Below are 22,683 nucleotides of genomic sequence, written 5' to 3' on the forward strand. Positions count from 1 at the left end.
TCACAGGCGCCCGACCGAGACGGCCGGGCTGGTTCCAGCTGGGGGATTCGGGACGTCGTCGGCCCTATGGACATGACAGAACCCACCGGGCGGTCGCCCGGCGGATTCGCCTATGAATGACGGATGCTCAGCGACCGGGGTCTGGTCGCGCGGCATCTGCCTGCTCGGACTCCTCCGAGTCGTCGGAGTCCTCGGTCGTCGAGGGGTCCTCGTCGTCGGTCGACTCCTCGACCGGCTCCTCGGACCCCGTGGTGGACGCCTCGTCCGGAGCGTCGAGGGACACCGTCTCCTCGCGCCCGGGGTGGCGACGCCCGACAACGATAAACGCAATCAACGCACCGACGCCGACCAGGATCGAGGTCCAGACGTTCAGCCGGAGGCCGAGGACGAGCTCTGCCTCGTCGATGCGCAGCATCTCGATCCACACACGACCGAGCGTGTAGACGAAGACGTAGAGCCAGAATACCCGACCATGACCCAGCCGGAACCGACGGTCCAGGTAGATCAGGAGCAGGGCAGCACCGATGTTCCAGACCATCTCGTACAGGAACGTCGGGTGGAACAAGGTGCCCGGCGGATAGCCCGCCGCGGCGGCCACGGAGTCGTCGACGCGCAGCCCCCAGGGCAGCGTCGTGGGCCCGCCGAAGAGCTCCTGGTTGAACCAGTTGCCGAGGCGACCCACGGCCTGCGCGAGCAGCAGCCCGGGTGCGAGGGCGTCGGCGAACGCCGGGAAGCTCACGCGCTGGCGGCGGCACCCGATGTACGCGCCGACCGCGCCGAGCGCGACCGCGCCCCAGATGCCGAGACCGCCCTCCCACACGTAGAGGGCGCGGACGGGGTCGCCGTTCGGGCCCCAGTACGGGTCCGGCGTCGAGAACACGTGGTACAGACGTCCGCCGATGATCCCGAACGGGACCGCCCAGAAGGCGATCTCCAGGACGTCGTCCGCCTCTCCCCCGCGCTCCACCCAGCGGCGCCGCGTGAGCCAGAGGGCCACGGCGATGCCCGCGAGGATCGCGAGCGCGTACGCCCGGATCGGGAACGGCCCGACGTACCACGTGTGCTGCGGGGGGCTCGGGATCGCGGCGGGCAGGGCACCCGCGGCCTCCACGAGCTGCCCGACGGCGAGCGCGGCGCTCATGCGACCACCTCTCCGGACGTCGTCGTGACGGCCGGGACGTCGTCGCCGGCCCCTTCCCGCCCCGAGCGCACGCCCGCGGCGAGCCCCGCCGCGACGGCCTTCAGGGCGGCGATCCGCTCGTCCCACGGCGCGTCGGCCAGCAGGGGGCGGACGAAGGCGGAACCGACGATGACGCCGTCGGCGTAGCGCCCCACCTCGGCGGCCTGCTCGGCCGTGGAGACACCCAGGCCGACGCAGACGAGGTCGGCCCCGGCGGCGCGCGTGTCGGCGACCAGCCGGGCCGCCTGCGGCCCGACGGAGGCGCGCACGCCCGTCACGCCCATCGTCGAGGCGGCGTAGACGAACCCGCGCGACGCGCGCGCGGTGAGCCGCAGCCGCTCGGCAGTCGAGCTCGGCGCGACGAGGAACACGCGGTCCAGGCCGTGCGACTCCGAGGCGTCCAGCCAGGCGCGGCCCTCGTCGGGGATGAGGTCCGGCGTGATGAGACCCGCGCCGCCGGCGGCGGCGAGGTCGCGCGCGAACGCGTCGACGCCGTAGCGCAGGACCGGGTTCCAGTAGGTCATGACGAGCACGGGGACCCGCCCGCCCGTGCGCTCCGTGACGGCCGCCACGACGCGGAACACGTCCGCGACGCGCACGCCGGCGTCGAGCGCGGTCTGGGCGGCGGCCTGGATGACCGGGCCGTCCATCACCGGGTCGGTGTACGGGACGCCCAGCTCGAGCACGTCGACGCCCGACTCGACGAGCGCGAGCGCCGCCTCGATCGAGCGGTCCACGGTCGGGAACCCGACCGGCAGGTAGCCCACGAGCCCGGCACGGCCCTCCGCGCGCAGCTCGAGCAGGCGACGCGCCGTGACCGACGTCGTCCCCGCGGTCGGCGCCCCGGGGGCGTCCTTGGTCTGCGCCGCGCTCACAGCTGTCCCTCCGTGCCCGTCGCCGTCTCGGCGATCGCGTCGTCGTCCACGAGGTCGAACCACCGGGCGGCGGTCGCGACGTCCTTGTCCCCGCGCCCCGAGAGGTTCACCAGGATCACGTGGTCCGTGCGGCCGGCCTCGGCGGCCCGGCGACCGACCCGCAGCGCGCCCGCGAGCGCGTGCGCCGACTCGATCGCGGGGATGATGCCCTCCGTGCGGCACAGCAGCCGGAACGCGTCCATCGCCTCGGAGTCGGTCACGGGCTCGTAGCTCGCGCGACCGAGGTCGTGCAGCCACGAGTGCGCCGGGCCGACGCTCGGGTAGTCCAGCCCTGCGGAGACGGAGTGGCTCGGGAGCGTCTGCCCGTCGTCGTCCTGGAGCAGGTACGAGCGCGCACCGTGCAGGACGCCCGGGGCGCCGCCGCTGAACCGGGCCGCGTGCCGACCGGTCTCGACACCCTCACCGCCGGCCTCGAAGCCGTAGAGCTCAACGCCCTCGTCGTCGAGGAACGCGTTGAAGAGGCCGAGGGCGTTGGACCCGCCGCCGACGCACGCCGCGAGCGCGTCCGGCAGGCGACCGATGCGGTCGAGGATCTGCGTGCGCGCCTCCTCGCCGATGACGCGGTGGAACTCGCGCACCATCTCGGGGAACGGGTGCGGGCCGGTCACCGTACCGAGCAGGTAGTGGGTCGTGTCGACGTTCGCGACCCAGTCGCGCAGCGCCTCGTTGATCGCGTCCTTGAGCGTGCGCTGCCCGATCGTCACGGGGACGACCTCCGCGCCGAGCAGGCGCATGCGGGCCACGTTGAGCGCCTGGCGCTGCGTGTCCTCCTCGCCCATGTACACGACGCACTCGAGGTCGAGCAGGGCCGCGGCCGTCGCCGTCGCGACGCCGTGCTGGCCCGCCCCGGTCTCGGCGATCACGCGCGTCTTGCCCATGCGCTTGACGAGCAGCGCCTGGCCGAGCACGTTGTTGATCTTGTGCGAGCCGGTGTGGTTGAGGTCCTCGCGCTTGAGGAAGACGCGCGAGCCGCCCGCGTGCTGCGCGAAGCGCGGCACCTCGGTGAGCGGGCTGGGGCGCCCGGTGTACTCGCGCTGGAGACGCGCGAGCTCGTTGACGAACGCGGGGTCGTCGAGCGCCTTGCGGTACTCGGTCTCCAGCTCGTCCAGCGCGGCGATGAGCGCCTCGGGGACGAACCGTCCGCCGAACTCGCCGAAGTAGGGACCCTCCTGGGTCGCGAGGGAGCGCGTCAGGTCGGCGCGCACGGAGTGCTCGGCGCTCCGGGAGGTGGTCGAAGGTGTCGAGTCGGGCACGGGGCCGGTCCTCCTGCGTGGTGGGGTGTGCTGGGCCGGGGCGCGGCGCCTGCGGCGTGACGGACGGTGCCGTCGTGCCTCAGGGCCGCACGGACCACAGCGACGGGTGCGACCCGGCCGCGACGAGGTCCGCGACGGACGAGCGCGGGGCGTCGTCGGTCACGAGCGCCTCGCCGACGAGCACCGCGTGCGCACCGGAGCGGGCGTAGTCCATGACGTCGTGCGGGCCGCGCACGCCGGACTCGGCGACGCGGACGACCTCGTCCGGGATGGCGGGAGCGAGGCGCGCGAACGTCGTGCGGTCCACGTCGAGGGTCTTGAGGTCGCGCGAGTTCACGCCCACGACGCGTGCACCGGCGTCGAGCGCCCGTGAGACCTCGTCCAGCGTGTGCACCTCGACGAGCGCGGTCATGCCGAGCGAGTGGACGCGCTCGACGAGCGACGTGAGGACCGTCTGCTCGAGCGCGGCGACGATGAGGAGGACGATGTCGGCGCCGTGCGCCCGCGCCTCCCACACCTGGTACGGCGTCACGACGAAGTCCTTGCGGAGCACGGGGACGTCGACCCGGGCGCGCACCGCGTCGAGGTCGGCGAGGCTCCCGTTGAAGCGGCGCTGCTCGGTGAGCACGGAGATCGCGGCCGCGCCGCCCTTCTCGTACTCCCCCGCGAGCTCGGCCGGGTCGGAGATCGCGGCGAGCGCGCCCTTGCTGGGGCTCGAGCGCTTCACCTCGGCGATGACCGCGACGGCGTCGTCCGCCTTGAGGCGGCTCACGACCTCCAGCGCGCCGTGGACGCGGGACGCACGTTCCTTCAGCTCGTCGAGCGAAGTCGCCGCCTGACGCACCGCGAGGTCCTCGCGCACGCCCGCGACGATGTCGTCCAGAACCGTCATCGTCCCACCACTCCCCGTGTCGTCCCGCCCCCCGGCCGGGCCGGTCGGCCATCGTGCACCCACAGGTTCGGGCCGACCCGTTGACAGGGAGGTACCTGCCATCGTAGAGCCGACCCCGAGTGACGATGACCACGGCCCAGCCCCCGAGACGACCGCCGCGGGGCTGCCCGACCGTCTCAGACCGCCACCGGGCCGAGCCACGGGACGAGGGCGGGCACGTTCCGCAGGACGCCGAACAGCACGAGGACACCCAGCGAGGCCCACGCGAGCCAGGCCGGGAGGCGGGGAGCCGGGCGCCCGCGCCAGGCCCGGACGAGCCACGTGGCCCACAGCGCGACGAGCAGCGGCGCGACGACGACCCACAGCGGGTTCATGGACCAGGCCGCGGCGAGGTCGAGGTGGACGAGGTCGTGGGTGGCGCGCAGGCCGCCGCACCCGGGGCACGCGAGGCCGGTCAGCGCGAGCAGGGGGCACGTGACGTAGTGCCCCGGGCGGTTCGGGTCGACGGCGCCGACGTAGGCCGTCGCCGCCGCGACGAGCGCGCCGACCGCGAGGGGTGCCTGCGCCGCGCGCGGGACCCGTCGACGTCGGACGGCCTCGGACGTCACGTGCGCACCCGTCAGTACTGGTCCGGGATCGTGCCGACCCAGGCGAGGAAGGCAGGGAAGAAGAGGAGGAGCAGCAGTACACCGACGACCGACAGCCCGATCGCGACCCAGCCGAGGATGATCCCCGCCGTCGCCATGCCGTCGTTGTCCGCCTGCCCCTCGGCGACCGCGCGCTTCGCGGCGTTGCCGACGATCACCGCCGGGATGCCCGTGACGAAGCCGCAGCTCAGCACGAACGCGGCGATCCCCAGCACGAGCGACCAGATGGCCAGGCTGTTCTTGGGGTAGTACGGCGGCGCCCCGTAGGCGCCGGCCGGGTACTGCTGGCCGGGGTGCTGCTCGCTGGGGTACTGCTGGCCCGGATACGGCTGGCCGGGGTACTGCTGGCCGGGGTACTGCCCGGCGTGGTACTGCGGCTGCGCCGCGTAGGGCGTGCCCGCGGGGTCGCCCGTCGACGGCTGGGGGCCGCCGGGCGCCGACGAGCCGTAGGGCGCCTGCGACCCGTCCTGCGGGCCTGCGGGGTCGTACGGGCCGGGTCCCGGCGGCTGCGTCACCGCGTGGCCTGCTTCTGGCCGTAGCCCGCGTTCCGCAGCACGAGCCCGCCGATCAGCGCGACGGCCACGACGCCCATGCCCACCCAGAACAGCCAGACGGCGGCGACGACCACCCCGATCGCGGCCACGAGGGCCCCGACCATGATGCCGATCATCGTGAACCACGCGGCGACGGTGTGGCCGTGGTTCGTGGGCGGTGCCGCGGGCGGCAGGTAGGCGATCTCGGTGGTCTGCTGGTTCTCGGCCATGAGGGTCGTGCCTTTCGTCAAGATGTGGTCAGAGCCTATCGGACCGGGGCGGTGCCCGTCCCCCGCGCGGTCGTGCGCCCCGACGACGCGAGCGGGTGTCCGCGCTGCTCAGCGGTCCGTGGGGTCCTCGCCGCGGGACAGCGCGTCCCACGCGTCGTGGTCGGTGAGGTCGTCGGGCGAGGCGGGCTCCGTGGCACCGGACGGGTACGAGGGTCCTTCGGGCGCCGTCGTCCCCGCTGCCGCCGAGGCGGCGGCCGCCGTCGCACCGGTCGCACGTTCGTGCCGCGTCGACGCGCCGGCCCACGACCGCGAGCCGACGGCGACCCACACCACCGCGAGCACCGTGAGGACGCCGAGCGTCGCGGCGAGCCAGGGCGCGACGGTCAGGTCGACCGGTGCGGTGAGCTCCGTGACGCCCGTCGCGTCCGCGACGGCCGACCGCGCGCTCGGCTCCGGGTCGAGCGCGACGCCGAGCGCGGAGACGGTCGCGACGACGCCGCTCGCGGCGGCGACGGCGAGCACGACCCACCGGCCCACGCGGCCGACGAGCCCCAGCGCGAGCGCGGCGGCGACGAGCACGAGCGCCGACGCGCTCACCCCGGGCGCCGCCGACGTCCCGGCGACGGTCACCTCGACCTGCGGGTCGAGCGCCGTCGCGCCGGTCGTGCTCAGCCAGGTCGGCACGGCCGTCGCGAGGGTCGCCCCCCCGAGCAGGAGCAGGACCCAGATCGCGGTGCGCCGGCTCGGCCCGGCCGGGCGGCTCACGCGAGCCCCCGCAGCCGCGCGGCGACCTGGACGGCCCGGACCGCGGCGGCGGCCTTGTTGCGCGACTCCGCGTACTCCAGCGCCGGCACGGAGTCGGCGACGATACCGCCGCCGGCCTGGACGCTCGCCCGACCGTCGCGGATCAGCGCGGTCCGGATCGCGATGGCCATGTCCATGTTCCCGTCGAAGTCGAAGTACCCCGCGGTCCCACCGTAGATCCCCCGCGACGCGGGCTCGAGCTCGTCGATGAGGGCGATCGCGCGGGGCTTGGGCGCGCCCGAGAGCGTGCCGGCGGGGAACGTCGCCCGGAAGGCGTCGAGCGCGGTCGCGCCGTCGCGCAGCGTCCCCACGACCGTCGAGCACAGGTGCATGATGTGGCTGAACCGCTTGGTCGCCATGAACTCGACGACCTCGACCGACGTCGGCTCGCACACCTTGACGAGGTCGTTGCGCGACAGGTCCACGAGCATGATGTGCTCGGCAAGCTCCTTCGGGTCCTGGAGGAGCTCCTCCCCGAGCGCCACGTCCTCCTCCGGCGTCGCGCCGCGCGGGCGCGAGCCGGCGATCGGGAACGTCGTGACCCGGCCGTCCTCGACCTTCACGAGGGTCTCCGGGCTGGACCCGACGACCGCGAAGTCCCGCCCGTCCGCGTCCGTGAGCTGGAAGTAGTACATGTACGGGCTCGGGTTGATCGTCCGCAGCGCGCGGTACACGTCGAGCGGGTCCGCCGGGCAGTCGAGGTCCAGGCGCTGGGACAGCACCACCTGGAACACCTCGCCCTCGCGGATCGCGTCCTTGCCGGCGACGACCGACGCCTCGAACTCGTCGCGCGTCGAGCGGAACTCGAGCGCGGGCTCGGTGACGTCCGGCGCGACGACCGAGGCGACGTGCGCGCCGCCGGCGACCAGCCGGGCCTGCATCGCGTCCAGCCGCGCCACGGCGTCCGCGTAGGCCTCGTCGACGCGCTCGTCCGTGTCGTCGAAGTTGATCGCGTTGGCGACGAGCCACACGCTGCCCTCCGCGTGGTCGACGACCGCGAGGTCGGTCGCGAGGCACAACGTCAGCTCGGGCACGCCCAGTTCGTCGGGCGCGTCCGAAGGCAGAGTCGGCTCCCAGTGCCGGATGACGTCCCAGCCGATCGCGCCCGCGAGCCCGCCCGTCAGCGGCGGCAGGCCCTCGACGGCGGGCGTCCGCAGCACGTCGAGCGTCGCCTCCAGCACCTCGACGACGTCGCCCTCGATCGGGACGCCGGCGGGCACGTCGCCGGACCACACCGCCCGGCCGTCGCGCGCCGTGAGCGTCGCCCGGGAGGCCACCCCGACGAACGAGTACCGCGCCCAGCGGCCGTCCGACTCCGCAGACTCCAGGACGAACGTGCCCGGCCGGCCCTGCGCCAGCGTGCGGTACAGACCGACGGGCGTGACGTCGTCGGCGAGCAGGCGCCGGACCACCGGGACCACCCGTCGGGACGTGGCCAGCGCGCGGAAGCCGTCGAGCACGGGCCACGTCTCGCCCCACGCGGGACCGCCCGCGGGGACGGTGGTGGTCTCGGCCGGGTCGACGGTCGCGCTCACTGGTTCTCCTCCTCAGGGTCGGGGTCGGGCGTGGTCGAGGGGTCCGCGGTGCCGGGCGGCAGGTCGCCGACGACGGCGCCCAGGTCTCCCCCGGCCTCGAAGCAGGTACGCGTGCCGGTGTGGCACGCGGCCCCGACCTGGTGGACGCGCACGAGCAGCGCGTCCCCGTCGCAGTCGAGGGCGACCGAGCGCACGACCTGCACGTGGCCCGAGGTGTCGCCCTTGCGCCAGTACTCCTGGCGGGACCGGCTCCAGAACGTCACGCGTCCTGTCGTCAGAGTCCGGTGGAGCGCCTCGTCGTCCATCCAGCCGAGCATGAGCACGTCACCCGTGTCGTGCTGCTGGACGATCGCGGCGACCAGGCCTGCGTCGTCGCGCTTGAGCCGGGCGGCGATCCCGGGGTCGAGCGCGGTGCGGTTCGACGTGTCGGTCGTGGGGCCGGTCGTGGAGTCGGGCACCCGAGAATCCTGCCAGACGCCGGCGCGACCTCGGTCCGTCGTCTCGCCACCGTCCCGCCCCCGTGTCGAGCCGTCGCACCAGGTCGGCACGCGGCTCAGCGGGTCTGCGAGACCCAGGCGTCGTGCATGCGGGCGTAGACGCCGCGGGCGCGCGCCAGGTCGTCGTGGTGACCGACCTCGACGACGTGACCCGCGTCCACCACGACCACGAGGTCCGCCGCCTCGGCGGTGGAGAGGCGGTGCGCGATGGTCAGCGTCGAGCGGCCCGCGGTGAGGGAGGCGAGGGCGCGGGCGATGCGGACCTCGGTCGCGGGGTCGACGGCGGACGTCGCCTCGTCGAGGACGAGCAGGTCGGCCTCGGCGAGGTAGGCCCGCACCAGGGCGACGAGCTGCCGCTCCCCGGCGGAGAGCGACTCGCCGCGCTGACCGACCGGGGAGTCGAGACCGTCCGGCAGGTCCGCGACCCAGTCGGTGAGCCCGAGCCGCTCGACGGCGGCCTCGATCCGGGCGCGGCGAGCGGCGTCGGGTTCCTGCTCGGCGTCGCCTCGGAGCCCGTACGCCACGTTGTCGGCGAGCGTGCCGTCGAAGAGGAAGCCCTCCTGGGGCACGAGCACGACGCGCTCGCGCAGCGACGCGACGGCGAGGTCGCGCAGGTCGGTGCCGTCGAGCAGCACGCGCCCCGCGGTCGGGTCCATGAGCCGGGTGACGAGCTTGGCGATCGTCGTCTTCCCGGAACCGGTCGCGCCCACGACGGCGACGGACGCCCGTGCCGGGAGGTCGAGGTCGACGTCGTGCAGCACCTCGGGACCGCCGGGGTAGGCGAACCGCACGCCCTCGAGCCGCACGTGGGCGGGCCCGCGGGGGCTGCGCGCGCCGTCGGCGCCCTTGTCGACGATCTCGACAGGCGTCTCCAGCACCGCGAGGACCCGTCGCCAGCCGGCGACGGCGTTCTGGAGCTCGTTGAGGATCTCGGTCGCCATCTGCACGGGACCCGTGAAGAGCTGGACGAGGAAGAGGAACGCGAGGAGCTGGCCGACCGAGATGTCGCCCGCCACCCCGAGGTAGGACCCGACCACGACGACCACGGCGAGCACGAGGTTCGCGACGAGCACGCCGCTCGAGAAGACGACGGCGACGAGCTTCTGCGCCCGGACCATCGCCCGCCGCGTCGCGTCGACGGCGGCGTCGACACGCCGCGCGGTGCGCGCGCCCGCGCCGTACGCGCGGATGGTCTCGGCCCCGACGATCGACTCGGAGATCGCGCCGAGCATCCCGCCGACGCGGGCCCGGACCTGCGTGTACGCGTCGTTGACGCGCGCCTGCGCGGGGCGCAGGACGAGGAACAACGGGACGAAGCACGCCCAGACCACGAGCGTGAGCTGCCACGAGTAGACGGCCATGAGGACCGTCGCGACGCCGATCTGCAGCACCGAGACGAGCAGCATGATGCCGCCCCACTGGACGAAGAGCGAGATGGTGTCGACGTCGCTCGTCACGCGCGAGACGAGCGACCCGCGCCGCTCGGTGTTCTGGGTGAGCACGGACAGGTCGTGCACGTGCCGGAACGCCCGCACGCGCAGGCCGGCGAGGCCCGCCTCGGTCGAGCGGAACAGCCGGACGTTGACGAAGGCGGAGCAGAGGCCCGCGAGGACGATGACGACCGCGGCCGCGCCGACGAGCACGGCGACGCGCGTCGTGTCCGGCCCGCCGTCGGCGAGCACGCCGGTGTCGACGGTCTGCTGGACGGTCACCGGGACGACGACGCGGCCCAGCGCGGCCGCGACCGCGAGCCCGAGCGTGACCCAGATGCCGTCGAGGATCTGCGGCGACACCTGGACGCCTCGGCGCAGGGTCGCGAGGACGCCCAGCGAGCTCGCCGAGGCGATCCGGGCGTCCGCGGCACGACCGGGCGCGCCGGGACCGGGTACTGCGCTCGTCGCGTCGGTGCGCTCGCTCTGCGTGGTGGTCCGGCTCATTCCTCCAGCGCCCCCGTCTCGACGTGCCGCACGACGTCGTCCTCCTCGATCTCTTCCCGCCGCTCGAGGTCGTCGCTCCGACGGTCCTCGTCGTGCCCCTCACGGCCGTCCTCGGCCGCCTCCCGCGAGGTGTCGTCGGTGGCGTCCGCACGCTCCTGCTCGCGCCGCTCGGCCTCGCGCGCGTACGCGGTCGCGAGCTCGCGGTACCCGGCGTCGCGCGCGAGCAGCTCGTCGTGCGTCCCGACGTCGACCACACGGCCGGACTCCACGTGCACGACGACGTCCGCGAGCGCGACGCTCGACATGCGGTACGCCACCATGACGACGGTCGGGCGGTCCGCCCCCTCGCGGGCGAGGCCCGCGAGGATCTGCTGCTCGACGCGCGGGTCGACCGCGGACGTCGCGTCGTCGAGGACGAGCAGGCGGGGACGGCGCACCAGGGCGCGCGCGATGGCGAGCCGCTGGCGCTGGCCGCCGGACAGGTTCGCCCCGCGCTCCCCCAGCGGCGCGTCCAGGCCCTCCGGCAGGCGCGCGACGACGTCGTCCACGCGCGCCAGGCGCAGCGCCTCCCAGACTCGGTCGTCGTCCGGGCCCGGGTCGCCGTCGTCGACGAGCGTGACGTTCGCCCGCACGGAGTCCTCGAAGACGAAGGCCTGCTGCGCCACCAGGGCGACCTGGGACGTCAGGTCGGTCTCGCGCACCTCGCGCACGTCGGTGCCGTCGAGCACGACGCGGCCGCGCGTGGGGTCGGAGAGCCGGGCGAGCAGCGACACGAGCGTCGTCTTGCCCGCGCCCGTGGGGCCGACGACCGCGACCGTGGTCCCGGGATCGACCTGGAGGTCGATCCCGTCGAGCAGGGTGATCACGCGTCCGCCTGCACGCACGTCCACGCCGACGCCCTCGAGGCGCACGCCCAGGCCGGAGCCCCCGCCGGGGAGGCCGCCTGCCCCGGGGCGCAGCACCCCGCCGGCGTCGACGACGCGGCTGATGCGCTCGTACCCGACGAGCGCGCGCGGGAGCTCGCCGAGCACCCACCCGAACGCCCGGACGGGTACGGCCATGACCGTGAGGAGGTAGGCGGCCGTGACGATGTCGCCCGCCGCGACGCCGCCCGAGGTGAGCCGGACGGTCCCGACGGCCAGGACGAGGAGCGTGCCGAGTGACGGCAGGAGCTCGATGACCGGGTCGAAGAACGCCCGGACGACGCCGACGCGCACGTTCGCGGCGCGCAGCTCGTCGGTGCGCTCCGCGAAGCGGCGCTCCTCGCGGTCCGCGGTGCCGAGCGAGGTGACGAGCAGGGCGGCCTCGAAGCTCTCGTGCGCGACGTCCGAGACCTCGGCGCGGAGCTGCTGCGCGCGCGTGATCGCGGGTGACATGTAGCGCTGGAAGACGATGTTCACCGCGATCGCGACCGGGATCACGACGAGCGCGGCGCACGCGAGCCAGACGTCCACACGGAAGAGCATCACCGCGGCGACGCCGATCATGACGACGACACCGAGCGCGAACGGGAGCGGGTTGAACACGCCCGTCGCCGCCTCGACGTCGGAGTTCGCGTTCGACAGGAGCTGCCCCGCGGGGTGCGAGCGGTGCCACGACATGGGCAGGCGCAGGTACTGGCGCGTCACCGCCGTGCGGTGCCGTGCCTGGAGCGCGGCGTACCCGTTGCCCGCGAAGATGCGGCGTGCGGCCACGCTCGCCGCGAGCGAGACCGCGATGCCGGCGAGCACGAGCCCCGCGACCCAGATGCGGCCGCGCGCGGCCGCGTCGCCCGCGAGCGCGGGGACGACCACCTCGTCCGTCGCGGTGCCGATCGCGCTGCTGACGGCGACGGTGAGCGCCCCGAAGAGCGCGGAGGACCCGATGGCGAGCGCGTACGTGCGCGGCTCGTCGCGGATGCCGCGGCCCATGAGGGCGAGCGACCGGCGCACGCGCGACCCGGTCAGGGCGTGCGGCCGCCGGACGGCCGGCTCGTCGGGGAGCAGGTCCGGGGGCGGGTCGGGCCGGTCCGTCGGGGCCGGCAGGTCGGTCGGGGCGGGCTGGGCGTCGGCGCCGGTGGGGCGCGTCCTGCTGCCGGGCACGGGACGGTCCTCGTCTTTCGTTCAGGGGGTTGCACGATCCTCTCATGCACCCCTGACACGCCCGGAGGGATCTCCGTCACCCGGTCGCGGCCGTGCCGGGGACGGCGGTCACGAGGGAGGGTGCCTCAACGCACCTCGACGCCCTGAGCGCGCATCGCGTCCTTGACCTGCGCGACCGTCAGTGCGCCGAAGTGGAAGACGCTCGCGGCGAGCACGGCGTCAGCCCCGGCGCGCGCCGCGGCCACGAAGTGCTCGGGCGTCCCGGCGCCTCCGCTCGCGACGAGCGGGACGCGGACCTCGGAGCGCACCGCGGCGAGCATCTCGAGGTCGAAGCCCGCGGTCGTGCCGTCGGCGTCCATGGAGTTGAGGAGGATCTCCCCGGCCCCGAGCCCCGCGGCTCGTGCGGCCCACTCCACGGCGTCGATGCCCGTCCCCCGGCGCCCGCCATGGGTCGTGACCTCGTACCCGGACTCCGTGCGCACGTCGCCCGTCGTGCGCCGCGCGTCGACGGACAGGACGAGCACCTGGCTGCCGAAGCGGTCGGCGATCTCGGCGATGAGCTCGGGGCGGGCGATCGCCGCCGTGTTGACCCCCACCTTGTCCGCGCCGGCGCGCAGGAGGCGGTCCACGTCCTCCGCCGAGCGCACGCCGCCGCCGACGGTGAGCGGGACGAAGACCTGCTCGGCGGTGCGCCGCACGACGTCGTACGTCGTCTCCCGGTTCCCCGACGACGCCGAGACGTCGAGGAACGTCAGCTCGTCCGCACCCTCGGCGTCGTACCGCGAGGCGAGCTCGACGGGGTCGCCCGCGTCGCGCAGGTTCTCGAAGTTCACGCCCTTGACGACGCGCCCCGCGTCGACGTCGAGGCACGGGATCACGCGGATCGCGACGGTCATGAGGACTCTCCTTGGTCGGCCGGCGCGTCGCCGGTCGTGTCGGTGCCGGCGCCGTCGGTGCCGCCCTCGGCGGCCTCCTCCGCGGTCACCGGGAACTGGGCGTCGAGGATGTCGACGACGTAGACGAGGGTCTCGCCCGCGAGCGGGTTGGCCGTCTCGCCGTAGGCGAGGTCCGGTGGGACGACGAGCAGCACCTGGCTGCCGACCGACTGCTCGAGGAGGCCCTGCTCCCACCCCTCGATGACCTCCCCGATCCCGATCATGATCGACAGCGGCGCGGTGCCGTCCGTCCACGTCGAGTCGAAGACCTCGCCGTCGGACCAGCGCACGCCCGTGTACCGGACCGTGACGACCTGACCGACCTCGACCTGGCGACCGTCGCCGCGGATCAGCGGCTGCACGACGAGCCCCGCGGGCGCGGCCGTCTCGGGCGGCACCGTGACGCTCGGCGCCCCGTCCTCGGCCAGGGTCACGGTCGGCAGGCCCTCGACGGGAGCGACCGCCTCGCCCGTCGCCCGGGTCGGCAGCACGTCCACGACCAGCGCGACGGGGACGCCGTCGTCCTCCTCGAGCCGCAGGAGGCGGGCGCCCACCCGCTGACCGCGCAGGAGGTCGCGCAGGTCGCGCCCGATCGACTCGTCCGTCAGCGCGCGCCAGCGCGGCGCGTCCGTGTACGTGTTCTGGAGGACCGTCCCGTCGCTCACGTCCTGCGCGTAGAGGTTGAGCAGGAGCGGCCCGCCGTCGACGAGCTCGGCCCCGGCGCCCGGCCACACGACCTCCGAGGTCGCCTCGGGGACGTCGAGCGGGGCGCGGTACTGGAGCTCGGGCGGCGCTCCCGACGAGCCGATCACCGTGAGGTCGGTGTTCAACGGCGTCGGGGTCGCGTCCTCCGGCTCCGTGCACGCGGCGAGGACGAGGGTCGCGACGAGCGCCACGAGCAGCACGAGCGCCGCCCGGACCGCGGGCGCACGACGACGGACGGGCCGCGCGCCCCGCACGGGGCGCCCGACCGCGAGGGCCAGGTTCGTCACATCACGTCCCGCGTCACATCGACTCGATGAGGCGTTCCACGCGCTCGTCGACGTTCCGGAACGGGTCCTTGCACAGGACCGTGCGCTGCGCCTGGTCGTTGAGCTTGAGGTGCACCCAGTCGACCGTGTAGTCCCGGCGCGCCTCCTGCGCGGCGCGCACGAAGTCGCCGCGCAGCTTGGCGCGCGTCGTCTGCGGCGGGACCGCCGTCGACTCGAACACCTCGAGGTCCGTCGTGACGCGCTCGACCATGCCGCGCGCGGCGAGGAGGTTGTAGAGCCCCTCGGTGCGCGAGATGTCGTGGTACGCGAGGTCCAGGCGCGCGATCCGCGGGTCGTCGAGCTCGAGCCCGTGCTTGGCCTGGTAGCGCTGGATCAGCCGGTACTTGATGACCCAGTCGAGCTCACGGTCGACCAGCGAGAGGTCGCCCGTCTCGAGCGCGCGCAGCCCTCGCTCCCACAGGTCGAGGACCTGCTTGACGACCGGCGTCGGCGAGACGTCCTGCTCGACGAACTCCTTGACGCGCTGGAGGTACTCACCCTGGAGGTCGATCGCGGTGACCGTGCGACCGCTCGCGAGCTGGACGGGCTGCTTGCCGGTCATGTCGTGGCTGATCTCGCGGATCGACCGGATCGGGTTCTCGAGCGCCAGGTCGCGCATGGGCACGCCCGCCTCGACCATGCGCAGGATGAGGTCGGTCGAGCCGACCTTGAGCATCGTCGTCGTCTCCGCCATCGACGAGTCGCCGACGATGACGTGCAGGCGCCGGTAGCTCTCGGCGTCGGCGTGCGGCTCGTCGCGCGTGTTGATGATCGGTCGGGACCGCGTCGTGGCGCTGGAGACGGCCTCCCAGATGTGGTCGGCGCGCTGCGACAGGCAGTAGACCGCGCCGCGCGGCGTCGCGAGGACCTTGCCCGCGCCCGTGAGCACCTGGCGGGTGATGAGGAACGGGACGAGCACGTCGGACAGGCGCGAGAAGTCGCCCTGACGCCGCACGAGGTAGTTCTCGTGGCACCCGTACGAGTTGCCGGCCGAGTCGGTGTTGTTCTTGAAGAGGTGGATGCGCCCGGGCAGGCCCTCGTGCTCGAGGCGCTGCTGCGCGTCGGCGACGAGGCCCTCCAGGATCCGCTCCCCGCCGCGGTCGTACGCGACGAGCTGGTGCACGTCGTCGCACTCGGCCGTGGCGTACTCGGGGTGCGAGCCGACGTCGAGGTACAGGCGCGACCCGTTGCGCAGGAACACGTTGGACGAGCGCCCCCACGCGACCACCTTGCGGAACAGGTAGCGCGCCACCTCGTCCGCCGACAGCCCCCGGCCGTCGTCCGACGCGCACGTCACGCCGTACTCGGTCTCCAGCCCGAAGATCCTGCGGTCCATCGCGCTCCTACCCCTCGTCCGTCGCGGGGCCGGCGCCCGTCGCGCCGCCCGCGTCGTCGGTCGCGACGTCGGCGGCCGTCGTCGGGCCGTCGCCGTCCGCGAGGAGGTCCTCGAGCGCGGTCCCCGAGATCCGGCGGAACGCGCGGCGCGGGCGGGTGCGGTCCAGGACGGCGACCTCGAGCTGCGCGGCCGGGATGGTCCGCACCTCCTCCCCGTCGCCGCCCGCGCCGAGCGCGCGCACGGCGAGCCGCAGCACCTCGGCCAGGCCGAGGCCGGGCTGCCACGCGTCCTGGAGCACGCGACCGAGCTGGTCGGCCTGCCCGCCCATGACGACGACACCCTGTTCGTCGGCGACGGAGCCGTCGTAGGAGATCCGGTAGAGCTGGTCCTGCGCCGAGGTGCGTCCGACCTCCGCGACGACGAGCTCGACCTCGAGCGGCTTGGACTCCGTGGTGAACACCGTGCCGAGCGTCTGGGCGTACGCGTTCGCGAGCCCGCGCGCGTTGACGTCGGTGCGGTCGTAGGAGTAGCCCCGCAGGTCCGCGTAGCGCACGCCCGCGACCCGCAGGTTCTCGAACTCGTTGTACTTGCCCACCGCGGCGAACGCGATGCGGTCGTAGATCTCCGAGATCTTGTGCAGCGCACGCGACGGGTTCTCCGTGGCGAACGCGATCCCGTCCTCGTACGCGAGGACGACGACGGAACGGCCGCGGGCGATGCCCTTGCGCGCGAAGTCCGCCCGGTCCTTCATGAGCTGCTCGGGCGAGACGTAGAAGGGCATGTTCACTCGGCGTCACCTCCCGACGCGGGGCCCTGCGACTGGTCGTGCGGCTGGTCGTGCGGGACCGCCTCGGCGTTCGTCACCGCAGGCCGACGACGCGGCACGCCGGTACCAGACCGCTCGGCCACGATCTGCTCGACGACGGCCGCGAGCTCGTCGTCGGGGACGCGCTCGTACCCGGCCTGCGTCACCACCGCGACGACCGGCCAGATGCGACGCACCGGGTCGGGTCCGCCCGTGGCCGAGTCGTCGTCGGCGGCGTCGTACAGGGCCTCGACCGCGACGCGCACCGACGCCTCCCGGTCGAGCTCGGTGCGCCACAGCTTCTTCAGCGAGCTCCGCGCGAACACCGACCCGGAGCCCACCGAGTGGTAGGCGCGCTCCTCGTACCGGCCGCCGGTCACGTCGTAGGAGAAGATGCGCCCGCCGGCGCGGTCGAGGTCGAAACCGGCGAACAGCGGGACCACCGCGAGGCCCTGCATCGCGAGGCCGAGGTTCTGCCGGATCATCGTCGACAGGCGGTTCGCCTTGCCGTCCAGCGAGAGCAGGGAGCCCTCGATCTTCTCGTAGTGCTCGAGCTCGAGCTGGAACAGGCGCACGAGCTCGACCGCGATCCCTGCGGTCCCCGCGATCCCGACCGCCGAGAACTCGTCCGCCGGGAAGACCTTCTCGATCTCGCGGTTCGCGATCATCGAGCCCATCGTCGCGCGACGGTCGCCCGCCATGACGACGCCGCCCGCGACGCCCTCCGCGCCGAACGTGAGCGCCACGATCGTCGTCGCGTGCGGCGCGTCGGGCGCGACACCACCGGACGTGTGCCCGGCGGCGCGGTGCGACGGCAGCAGGTCCGGGGCGTGCCCGGACAGGAAGTCCAGGAAGGACGACGACCCGGGGGTCGTGAACGCGTCGGGCAGGCGCCCTGGCTGGTCCGTGCTCATCGGGTTGCCGTCACCCTTCCTACTCGCCGCCCTTCTGGACGAAGCCCCGGACGAAGGACTCCGCGTTCGTCTCCAGCACCTCGTCGATCTCCTCGAGGAGCGCGTCGACCTCCGCGTCGCGAGACTGCGCCTGCGGCGCGACCGGGACCTCGGGGCCCTCGGGCTCGTCGTCGGGACGCCGGTCCTCGTGCGACGCGTGGGTGCGTTCGGTACCCGCCATGGCTGCCTCCTCGTCCGTCGGCACGGTCCCGCGCCGACGCTCTGTCCGTTCCAACCCGGTCGGGGCTCGCGCCCTTCCCGGCCCTGCTCGCACGCGGCGCCCGTTCCGCGAGGGGCGGGGCGCCGTCGTACGTCCAGCCTAGTCGCCGCGACTCACGACGGGCCTGCCAGACCCGCCAGGAGCGCCGCCGCGTCCGGGCTCGCGTCGAGCAGCGCACCGATGTGCGCCCGCGTCCCCCGCAGCGGGTCCATCATCGGGACCCGCTGGAGCGACGGCGCGCCGGGCACGTCGAAGATCACGGAGTCCCAGCTCGCGGCCGAGACCTGGTCCCCGTAGCGCGCCATGACCTCGCCGCGGAAGAACGCACGCGTGTCCTCCGGGGCGTGGTGCACGGCTGCCCCGACCTCGCGCTCGGTGACGACGCGGTCGACCGCGCCCGCCGCGAGGAGCCGGTGGTAGATCCCGCGCTCGGGGCGCACGTCGGACCACTGGAGGTCCATCGCCGCCAGCCGCGGGTGACCCCACTCGAGGCCGTCGCGCTCGCGCAGGCGGTCGAGGAGCCGCAGCTTCGCGACCCACTCGACGTCGCGCGCGCACGCGTCGCGGTCAGTCCCGAGGCGTTCGAGCACGGAGGCCCACCGGGCGAGCACGTCGCGCGTGGGCGCGTCGACGCCGTCGGTGCCGGCGAGCCGCTCCGACGCCTCCGCGGCCACCGCGAGGTACTCGCGCTGGACCTCCAGCGCGGTCAGCTCGCGCCCGTCGGCGAGGGTGAGCCGACGCGTGAGGTCCAGGTCGCGGCTGACCCGCTGCACGTCCGCGACCGGGTCCGCCAGCCGCAGGCCCGCGAGCCGCGCCCGCACCTGCGGGCCCAGCTCCTCGAGGTGCTCGACGACGAACAGCACGAGCGACGTCGTGCCCGTCTTGAGGTACGTCGCGGTCTCGAGCATGTTCGCGTCGCCGATGATGAGGTGCAGCCGGCGCCAGCGCTGCCGGTCGGCGTGCGGCTCGTCGCGCGTGTTGACGATCGGGCGGCGCAGCGTGGTCTCCAGCCCGACCTCGGCCTCGACGTAGTCCGCGCGCTGCGAGACCTGGAAGCCGTGCTCCTCACCGGTCGGGCCGAGGCCCACCCGACCCGAGCCGGCGAACACCTGGCGGGTCACGAGGAACGGGGTGAGCATCTCCACGAGCACCCCGAACGGGACGTCCCGGTCCACGAGGAAGTTCTCGTGCGTGCCGTAGCTCGCGCCCTTGCCGTCGACGTTGTTCTTGTAGAGCACGACGGACCCGCCCGGCACCTGATCCAGCTCGCGCGACGCCGCGAGCATCACCCTCTCCCCCGCCACGTCCCAGCACACGACGTCGTGCGGCACCGTGACCTCGGGAGACGAGTACTCCGGGTGCGCGTGGTCGACGTAGAGCCGGGCGCCGTTCGTGAGGATGACGTTCGCCGCGCTCGGGTCGTCGTACTCCTCCGTCGTGGGCCGCGCGACCTCCTGGAACGAGGCCTCGGTCTGCTCCCCCGCGCCGGGCTCCGCCACCGGCCCCGACGGCGCGGGCCGGGACGGGTCGTCGGTGAGCAGCGACGGGTGGGCCGAGGCCCGCGGGACGTGGAAGCCCCGCGCGTCCTGGAGCGGGTCCTCGTCGTCGTAGTCCCAGCGCGCCCGGCCGCGCGCTCCGTCGCTGCGCGCGGCGAGCGCCCGGTAGGTGGTGACGACCTGGCTCGACATCAGCATCGGGTTCGCCATCGGCTTCCCCGGCTGCAGGACGCCGTACTCGGTCTCGATCCCCATGACCCGTCGAACGCTCACGCGTTCACCCTATGTCGGTCCCCCGACGGCGCGCGGTCCGTGTCCACCGACGACGGCACCCTTCGACCGACGCCGCGAGACCCCGCCGGGGGCGACGTCCCGCACGTGCGGGTCGCCGCCCGGACGGGGTCTCGGGCGTCGGTCGGCCGGTCCTACAGGTACTGGCCGGTGTTGGTCACCGTGTCGATGGTGCGCGGGGAGCCGCCCTCGCCCTTCTTCTGGACGATCGTGCGGATGAAGACGATGCGCTCGCCCTTCTTGCCGCTGATGCGCGCCCAGTCGTCCGGGTTGGTCGTGTTGGGCAGGTCCTCGTTCTCCTTGAACTCGTCGACGCACGCCGAGAGGAGGTGCTCGACGCGGATGCCGCGCTGGCCGGTGGCGAGGAAGTCCTTGATCGCGGACTTCTTGGCCCGGTCGACGACGTTCTGGATCATCGCGCCCGAGTTGAAGTCCTTGAAGTACAGGACCTCCTTGTCGCCGCTCGCGTAGGTGACCTCGAGGAACTGGTTCTCGTCCTCCTCCGAGTACATGCGCTCGACCACGGACCGGATCATCGCGTCGAGGGCCTCGCGCTGGTTGCCGCCGTGCTCGGCGAGGTCGGCGGCGTGGATCGGCAGGTCCTCGGTGAGGTACTTGGCGAAGATCTCCTTGGCGCCCTCGGCGTCGGGCCGTTCGATCTTGATCTTCACGTCGAGGCGGCCGGGCCGCAGGATCGCGGGGTCGATCATGTCCTCGCGGTTGGACGCCCCGATGACGATGACGTTGTCGAGGCGCTCCACGCCGTCGATCTCGGCGAGGAGCTGGGGCACGATCGTCGTCTCGACGTCGGACGACAGGCCGGTGCCGCGCGTGCGGAACAGCGACTCCATCTCGTCGAAGAACACGACGACCGGGGTGCCCTGGGACGCCTTCTCCCGCGCGCGGGCGAAGATCAGGCGGATGTGCCGCTCGGTCTCGCCCACGTACTTGTTGAGCAGCTCGGGGCCCTTGACGTTGAGGAAGTAGCTGCGCGCCGCGCCCGAGCCCGCCTCGACCTCCTCGCCGCGCGCCCGCGCGACGGTGTGCGCGAGCGAGTTCGCGACGGCCTTGGCGATGAGCGTCTTGCCGCACCCGGGCGGCCCGTACAGCAGGACGCCCTTGGGCGGGTGCAGCCCGTGCTCGCGGAAGAGGTCGGGGTGCGTGAACGGCAGCTCGACCGCGTCGCGGATCTGCTCGATCTGCGGGCCGAGACCACCGATGTCCTCGTACTCGATGTCCGGGACCTCCTCGAGGACGAGCTCCTCGACCTCGGACTTGGGGATCACCTCGAACACGAACCCGCTGCGCGTGTCGATCGTCAGCGAGTCCCCGACGCGCAGCGACGTGTGCGCGACCGAGCCCGCGAGGCGCACGACGCGCTCCTCGTCGGCGCGACCCACGACGAGCACGCGGTCGGCGTCGAGGATCTCCTTGGCCGTGACGATCTCGCCCGTGCGCTCGTACCCGCCCGCCGCGACGACGGTCATCGCCTCGTTGAGCTTGACCTCCTGGCCGGGGCGCAGCCGCTCCACGTCCAGGCTCGGACTGGCTCCGACGTGCATCTTGCGCCCGGCGGCGGACACGTCGACCGACCCGTCCGGGTGCGCGGCGAGGAACACCGCGTACGTGCCGGGAGGCTTGGCGAGGTCGTCGATCTGCCGCTTGAGGTCGAGGATCTGGTCCCGCGCAGCTCTCAGCGCCTCGGCGAGCCTCTCGTTCTTCGCGGACAGCAGCGCGAGCTCTCGCGCGCTGCTCTGCGGGGCCTCGTCGCTACGGCCGAATGTCTCGCTCATCGGGTGTTCCCCTCTCGCCGGCGGCTCGCCCGACCGCGTGCTGGACGGCGGACGGCGGACCCGCGAGGGCACCCGTGCCGACCACCGTCCGGCGGTCGGGTGTAGACCTTAGGCACAATCCTCGCCCGAGCACACGGACGACACCCAGCGTGAGACGACCGGGTCCCGATCGTTACCGGACCGTCATGCCTCCGACACGTCGGACGGGTGCTCGTCCGGCGAGGAGCCAGGGGTGGCGGTCTGCTCCGGGCCCTGGCCGACGTCGCGCCGCACGCGGCGGATCTTCTTCTCCGAGACCGGACGCTCGCCGAGCTCCTCGGGCGACCACTGCTCGGCGTCGGTGGGGTACGCGCCCTTGGCGGGGCGGCGCTTGCGCTCGGGCGGCGCGACGCCGTCCGCGAGACGGCGCGCGGTGAGCAGGAAGCCCGTGTGGCCGATCATGCGGTGCTGCGGGCGCACGGCGAGGCCCTCGAGGTGCCAGCCCCGCACCATGGACTCCCACGCGACCGGCTCGGCGTAGCGCCCGTCGGCGCGCAGGTCCTCCGCGAGACGCGAGAGCTGCGTCGTCGTGGCGACGTAGCAGACGAGCACACCGCCGGGGACGAGCGCGCGGGCGACGACGTCGAGGTTCTCCCACGGCGCGAGCATGTCGAGGACGACGCGGTCCACGGTGCCGTCCTCGGCGACGGTCGGCAGCACGTCGGCGAGGTCGCCGACCGACAGCGTCCAGGCGGGGTGCACACCCCCGAAGAAGGTCTCGACGTTGCCGCGCGCGATGGCCGCGAAGTCGTCGCGGCGCTCGATCGAGTGCAGCTCGCCCGCGTCGCCGACGGCGCGCAGGAGCGACATGGTCAGCGCGCCCGAGCCGACGCCCGCCTCGACGACGCGCGCGCCGGGGAAGATGTCCGCCATCGCGACGATCTGCCCCGCGTCCTTGGGGTAGACGACCGCCGCGCCGCGCGGCATGGACAGCACGTAGTCCGCGAGCAGCGGGCGCAGCGCGAGGTACTCGATCTCGGCCGTGTTGCGGACCACGCTGCCCTCGGGCTGCCCGATGAGGTCGTCGTGACGCAGGTAGCCCTTGTGCGTGTGGAAGGTCGCTCCGGGCGCGAGCGTGATGGTGTGCAGGCGTCCGCGCGGGTCGGTGAGCTGGACCTTGTCGCCCACGCGCAGGGGCCCGCGGCGCTCGTCGGCGCCCGTCGCGCCGGGGCGGTCCGAGGCGGTGGCCGCGGGCACGGCGGTGCCCTCCGGTCCGGAGGGCGTCGTCTGGGGGCCGGGCGTGGCGGCAGGCTCGGAGGT

The 22,683-nt window shown here is 73.9% G+C and carries 21 protein-coding genes; all 21 read right to left on the reverse strand.

Going from position 1 to position 22,683, the window contains the following annotated elements:
- Positions 1-127 precede the first annotated feature (127 nt).
- Entirely contained in the window at positions 128-1,141 is a 1,014-nt protein-coding gene (lgt, locus tag ACN9MS_RS11380) for a prolipoprotein diacylglyceryl transferase (RefSeq protein ID WP_426308724.1), read from the reverse strand.
- A complete protein-coding gene (trpA, locus tag ACN9MS_RS11385; protein WP_426308725.1) occupies positions 1,138-2,055 on the reverse strand; it encodes a tryptophan synthase subunit alpha in 918 nt (305 codons plus the stop codon). Before trpA ends, lgt begins: the two co-directional genes overlap by 4 nt.
- Entirely contained in the window at positions 2,052-3,320 is a 1,269-nt protein-coding gene (gene trpB / locus ACN9MS_RS11390) for a tryptophan synthase subunit beta (protein WP_426311882.1), read from the reverse strand. The genes trpA and trpB overlap by 4 nt, the downstream gene beginning before the upstream one ends.
- Before the next feature lie 127 nt (positions 3,321-3,447).
- Positions 3,448-4,260 (reverse strand): indole-3-glycerol phosphate synthase TrpC, encoded by an 813-nt coding sequence (gene trpC / locus ACN9MS_RS11395; protein ID WP_378232112.1) that lies wholly within the window; start codon positions 4,258-4,260, stop codon positions 3,448-3,450.
- 176 nt (positions 4,261-4,436) lie between these two features.
- Positions 4,437-4,868, reverse strand: a complete 432-nt coding sequence (locus ACN9MS_RS11400; RefSeq protein ID WP_426308726.1) for a DUF2752 domain-containing protein — start codon at positions 4,866-4,868, stop codon at positions 4,437-4,439.
- Positions 4,869-4,879: 11 nt separating this feature from the next.
- The gene (locus tag ACN9MS_RS11405; protein WP_426308727.1) at positions 4,880-5,422 is read right to left on the reverse strand and encodes a DUF4190 domain-containing protein; all 543 of its coding nucleotides are present in this window, start codon (positions 5,420-5,422) and stop codon (positions 4,880-4,882) included.
- Positions 5,419-5,670, reverse strand: a complete 252-nt coding sequence (locus ACN9MS_RS11410) for an HGxxPAAW family protein (RefSeq protein WP_426308728.1) — start codon at positions 5,668-5,670, stop codon at positions 5,419-5,421. The genes ACN9MS_RS11405 and ACN9MS_RS11410 overlap by 4 nt, the downstream gene beginning before the upstream one ends.
- Positions 5,671-5,778: 108 nt before the next feature.
- A complete protein-coding gene (locus ACN9MS_RS11415) occupies positions 5,779-6,435 on the reverse strand; it encodes a Trp biosynthesis-associated membrane protein (protein ID WP_426308729.1) in 657 nt (218 codons plus the stop codon).
- The gene (locus ACN9MS_RS11420) at positions 6,432-8,009 is read right to left on the reverse strand and encodes an anthranilate synthase component I (protein WP_426308730.1); all 1,578 of its coding nucleotides are present in this window, start codon (positions 8,007-8,009) and stop codon (positions 6,432-6,434) included. The genes ACN9MS_RS11415 and ACN9MS_RS11420 overlap by 4 nt, the downstream gene beginning before the upstream one ends.
- Positions 8,006-8,467 (reverse strand): phosphoribosyl-AMP cyclohydrolase, encoded by a 462-nt coding sequence (hisI, locus tag ACN9MS_RS11425; RefSeq protein WP_426308731.1) that lies wholly within the window; start codon positions 8,465-8,467, stop codon positions 8,006-8,008. The genes ACN9MS_RS11420 and hisI overlap by 4 nt, the downstream gene beginning before the upstream one ends.
- A 95-nt stretch (positions 8,468-8,562) precedes the next feature.
- Positions 8,563-10,443, reverse strand: coding sequence for an ABC transporter ATP-binding protein (locus ACN9MS_RS11430; RefSeq protein WP_426308732.1), 1,881 nt, complete (start codon positions 10,441-10,443; stop codon positions 8,563-8,565).
- Positions 10,440-12,353, reverse strand: a complete 1,914-nt coding sequence (locus ACN9MS_RS11435) for an ABC transporter ATP-binding protein (protein ID WP_426311883.1) — start codon at positions 12,351-12,353, stop codon at positions 10,440-10,442. Before ACN9MS_RS11435 ends, ACN9MS_RS11430 begins: the two co-directional genes overlap by 4 nt.
- A 296-nt stretch (positions 12,354-12,649) precedes the next feature.
- A complete protein-coding gene (gene hisF / locus ACN9MS_RS11440; protein ID WP_047232850.1) occupies positions 12,650-13,420 on the reverse strand; it encodes an imidazole glycerol phosphate synthase subunit HisF in 771 nt (256 codons plus the stop codon).
- The gene (locus ACN9MS_RS11445; protein WP_426308733.1) at positions 13,417-14,451 is read right to left on the reverse strand and encodes an FKBP-type peptidyl-prolyl cis-trans isomerase; all 1,035 of its coding nucleotides are present in this window, start codon (positions 14,449-14,451) and stop codon (positions 13,417-13,419) included. Before ACN9MS_RS11445 ends, hisF begins: the two co-directional genes overlap by 4 nt.
- Positions 14,452-14,464: 13 nt before the next feature.
- Positions 14,465-15,826 (reverse strand): Pup--protein ligase, encoded by a 1,362-nt coding sequence (gene pafA, locus ACN9MS_RS11450; protein WP_141387680.1) that lies wholly within the window; start codon positions 15,824-15,826, stop codon positions 14,465-14,467.
- A 7-nt stretch (positions 15,827-15,833) separates the two neighbouring features.
- Positions 15,834-16,613 (reverse strand): proteasome subunit alpha, encoded by a 780-nt coding sequence (gene prcA, locus ACN9MS_RS11455; protein ID WP_426308734.1) that lies wholly within the window; start codon positions 16,611-16,613, stop codon positions 15,834-15,836.
- The gene (gene prcB, locus ACN9MS_RS11460; RefSeq protein ID WP_426308735.1) at positions 16,610-17,545 is read right to left on the reverse strand and encodes a proteasome subunit beta; all 936 of its coding nucleotides are present in this window, start codon (positions 17,543-17,545) and stop codon (positions 16,610-16,612) included. The genes prcA and prcB overlap by 4 nt, the downstream gene beginning before the upstream one ends.
- Before the next feature lie 19 nt (positions 17,546-17,564).
- Complete coding sequence (locus ACN9MS_RS11465) at positions 17,565-17,765, reverse strand: ubiquitin-like protein Pup (RefSeq protein ID WP_047232853.1); 201 nt, start codon at positions 17,763-17,765, stop codon at positions 17,565-17,567.
- Positions 17,766-17,917: 152 nt separating this feature from the next.
- On the reverse strand, positions 17,918-19,555 hold the full coding sequence (dop, locus tag ACN9MS_RS11470; RefSeq protein ID WP_426311884.1) for a depupylase/deamidase Dop: 1,638 nt from the start codon (positions 19,553-19,555) through the stop codon (positions 17,918-17,920).
- A 170-nt stretch (positions 19,556-19,725) separates the two neighbouring features.
- The gene (gene arc, locus ACN9MS_RS11475) at positions 19,726-21,384 is read right to left on the reverse strand and encodes a proteasome ATPase (RefSeq protein WP_426308736.1); all 1,659 of its coding nucleotides are present in this window, start codon (positions 21,382-21,384) and stop codon (positions 19,726-19,728) included.
- 183 nt (positions 21,385-21,567) lie between these two features.
- Positions 21,568-22,620 carry a tRNA (adenine-N1)-methyltransferase gene (locus tag ACN9MS_RS11480; RefSeq protein ID WP_426311885.1) on the reverse strand — a complete coding sequence of 351 codons (1,053 nt, stop codon included), beginning with the start codon at positions 22,618-22,620 and terminating at the stop codon, positions 21,568-21,570.
- Between the last annotated feature and the right edge of the window lie 63 nt (positions 22,621-22,683).

It is taken from the genome of Cellulosimicrobium sp. E-16 (assembly GCF_049913115.1).
Lineage (GTDB): Bacteria > Actinomycetota > Actinomycetes > Actinomycetales > Cellulomonadaceae > Cellulosimicrobium.

Coding starts and splice junctions, on each gene's coding strand:
- lgt (WP_426308724.1), bottom strand. CDS start 1,141: ATGAGCGCCGCGCTCGCCGTCGGGCAGCTCGTGGAGGCCGCGGGTGCC.
- trpC (WP_378232112.1), bottom strand. CDS start 4,260: ATGACGGTTCTGGACGACATCGTCGCGGGCGTGCGCGAGGACCTCGCG.
- ACN9MS_RS11410 (WP_426308728.1), bottom strand. CDS start 5,670: ATGGCCGAGAACCAGCAGACCACCGAGATCGCCTACCTGCCGCCCGCG.
- ACN9MS_RS11430 (WP_426308732.1), bottom strand. CDS start 10,443: ATGAGCCGGACCACCACGCAGAGCGAGCGCACCGACGCGACGAGCGCA.
- ACN9MS_RS11435 (WP_426311883.1), bottom strand. CDS start 12,353: ATGGGCCGCGGCATCCGCGACGAGCCGCGCACGTACGCGCTCGCCATC.
- hisF (WP_047232850.1), bottom strand. CDS start 13,420: ATGACCGTCGCGATCCGCGTGATCCCGTGCCTCGACGTCGACGCGGGG.
- pafA (WP_141387680.1), bottom strand. CDS start 15,826: ATGGACCGCAGGATCTTCGGGCTGGAGACCGAGTACGGCGTGACGTGC.
- prcB (WP_426308735.1), bottom strand. CDS start 17,545: ATGAGCACGGACCAGCCAGGGCGCCTGCCCGACGCGTTCACGACCCCC.
- ACN9MS_RS11465 (WP_047232853.1), bottom strand. CDS start 17,765: ATGGCGGGTACCGAACGCACCCACGCGTCGCACGAGGACCGGCGTCCC.
- dop (WP_426311884.1), bottom strand. CDS start 19,555: ATGGGGATCGAGACCGAGTACGGCGTCCTGCAGCCGGGGAAGCCGATG.
- arc (WP_426308736.1), bottom strand. CDS start 21,384: ATGAGCGAGACATTCGGCCGTAGCGACGAGGCCCCGCAGAGCAGCGCG.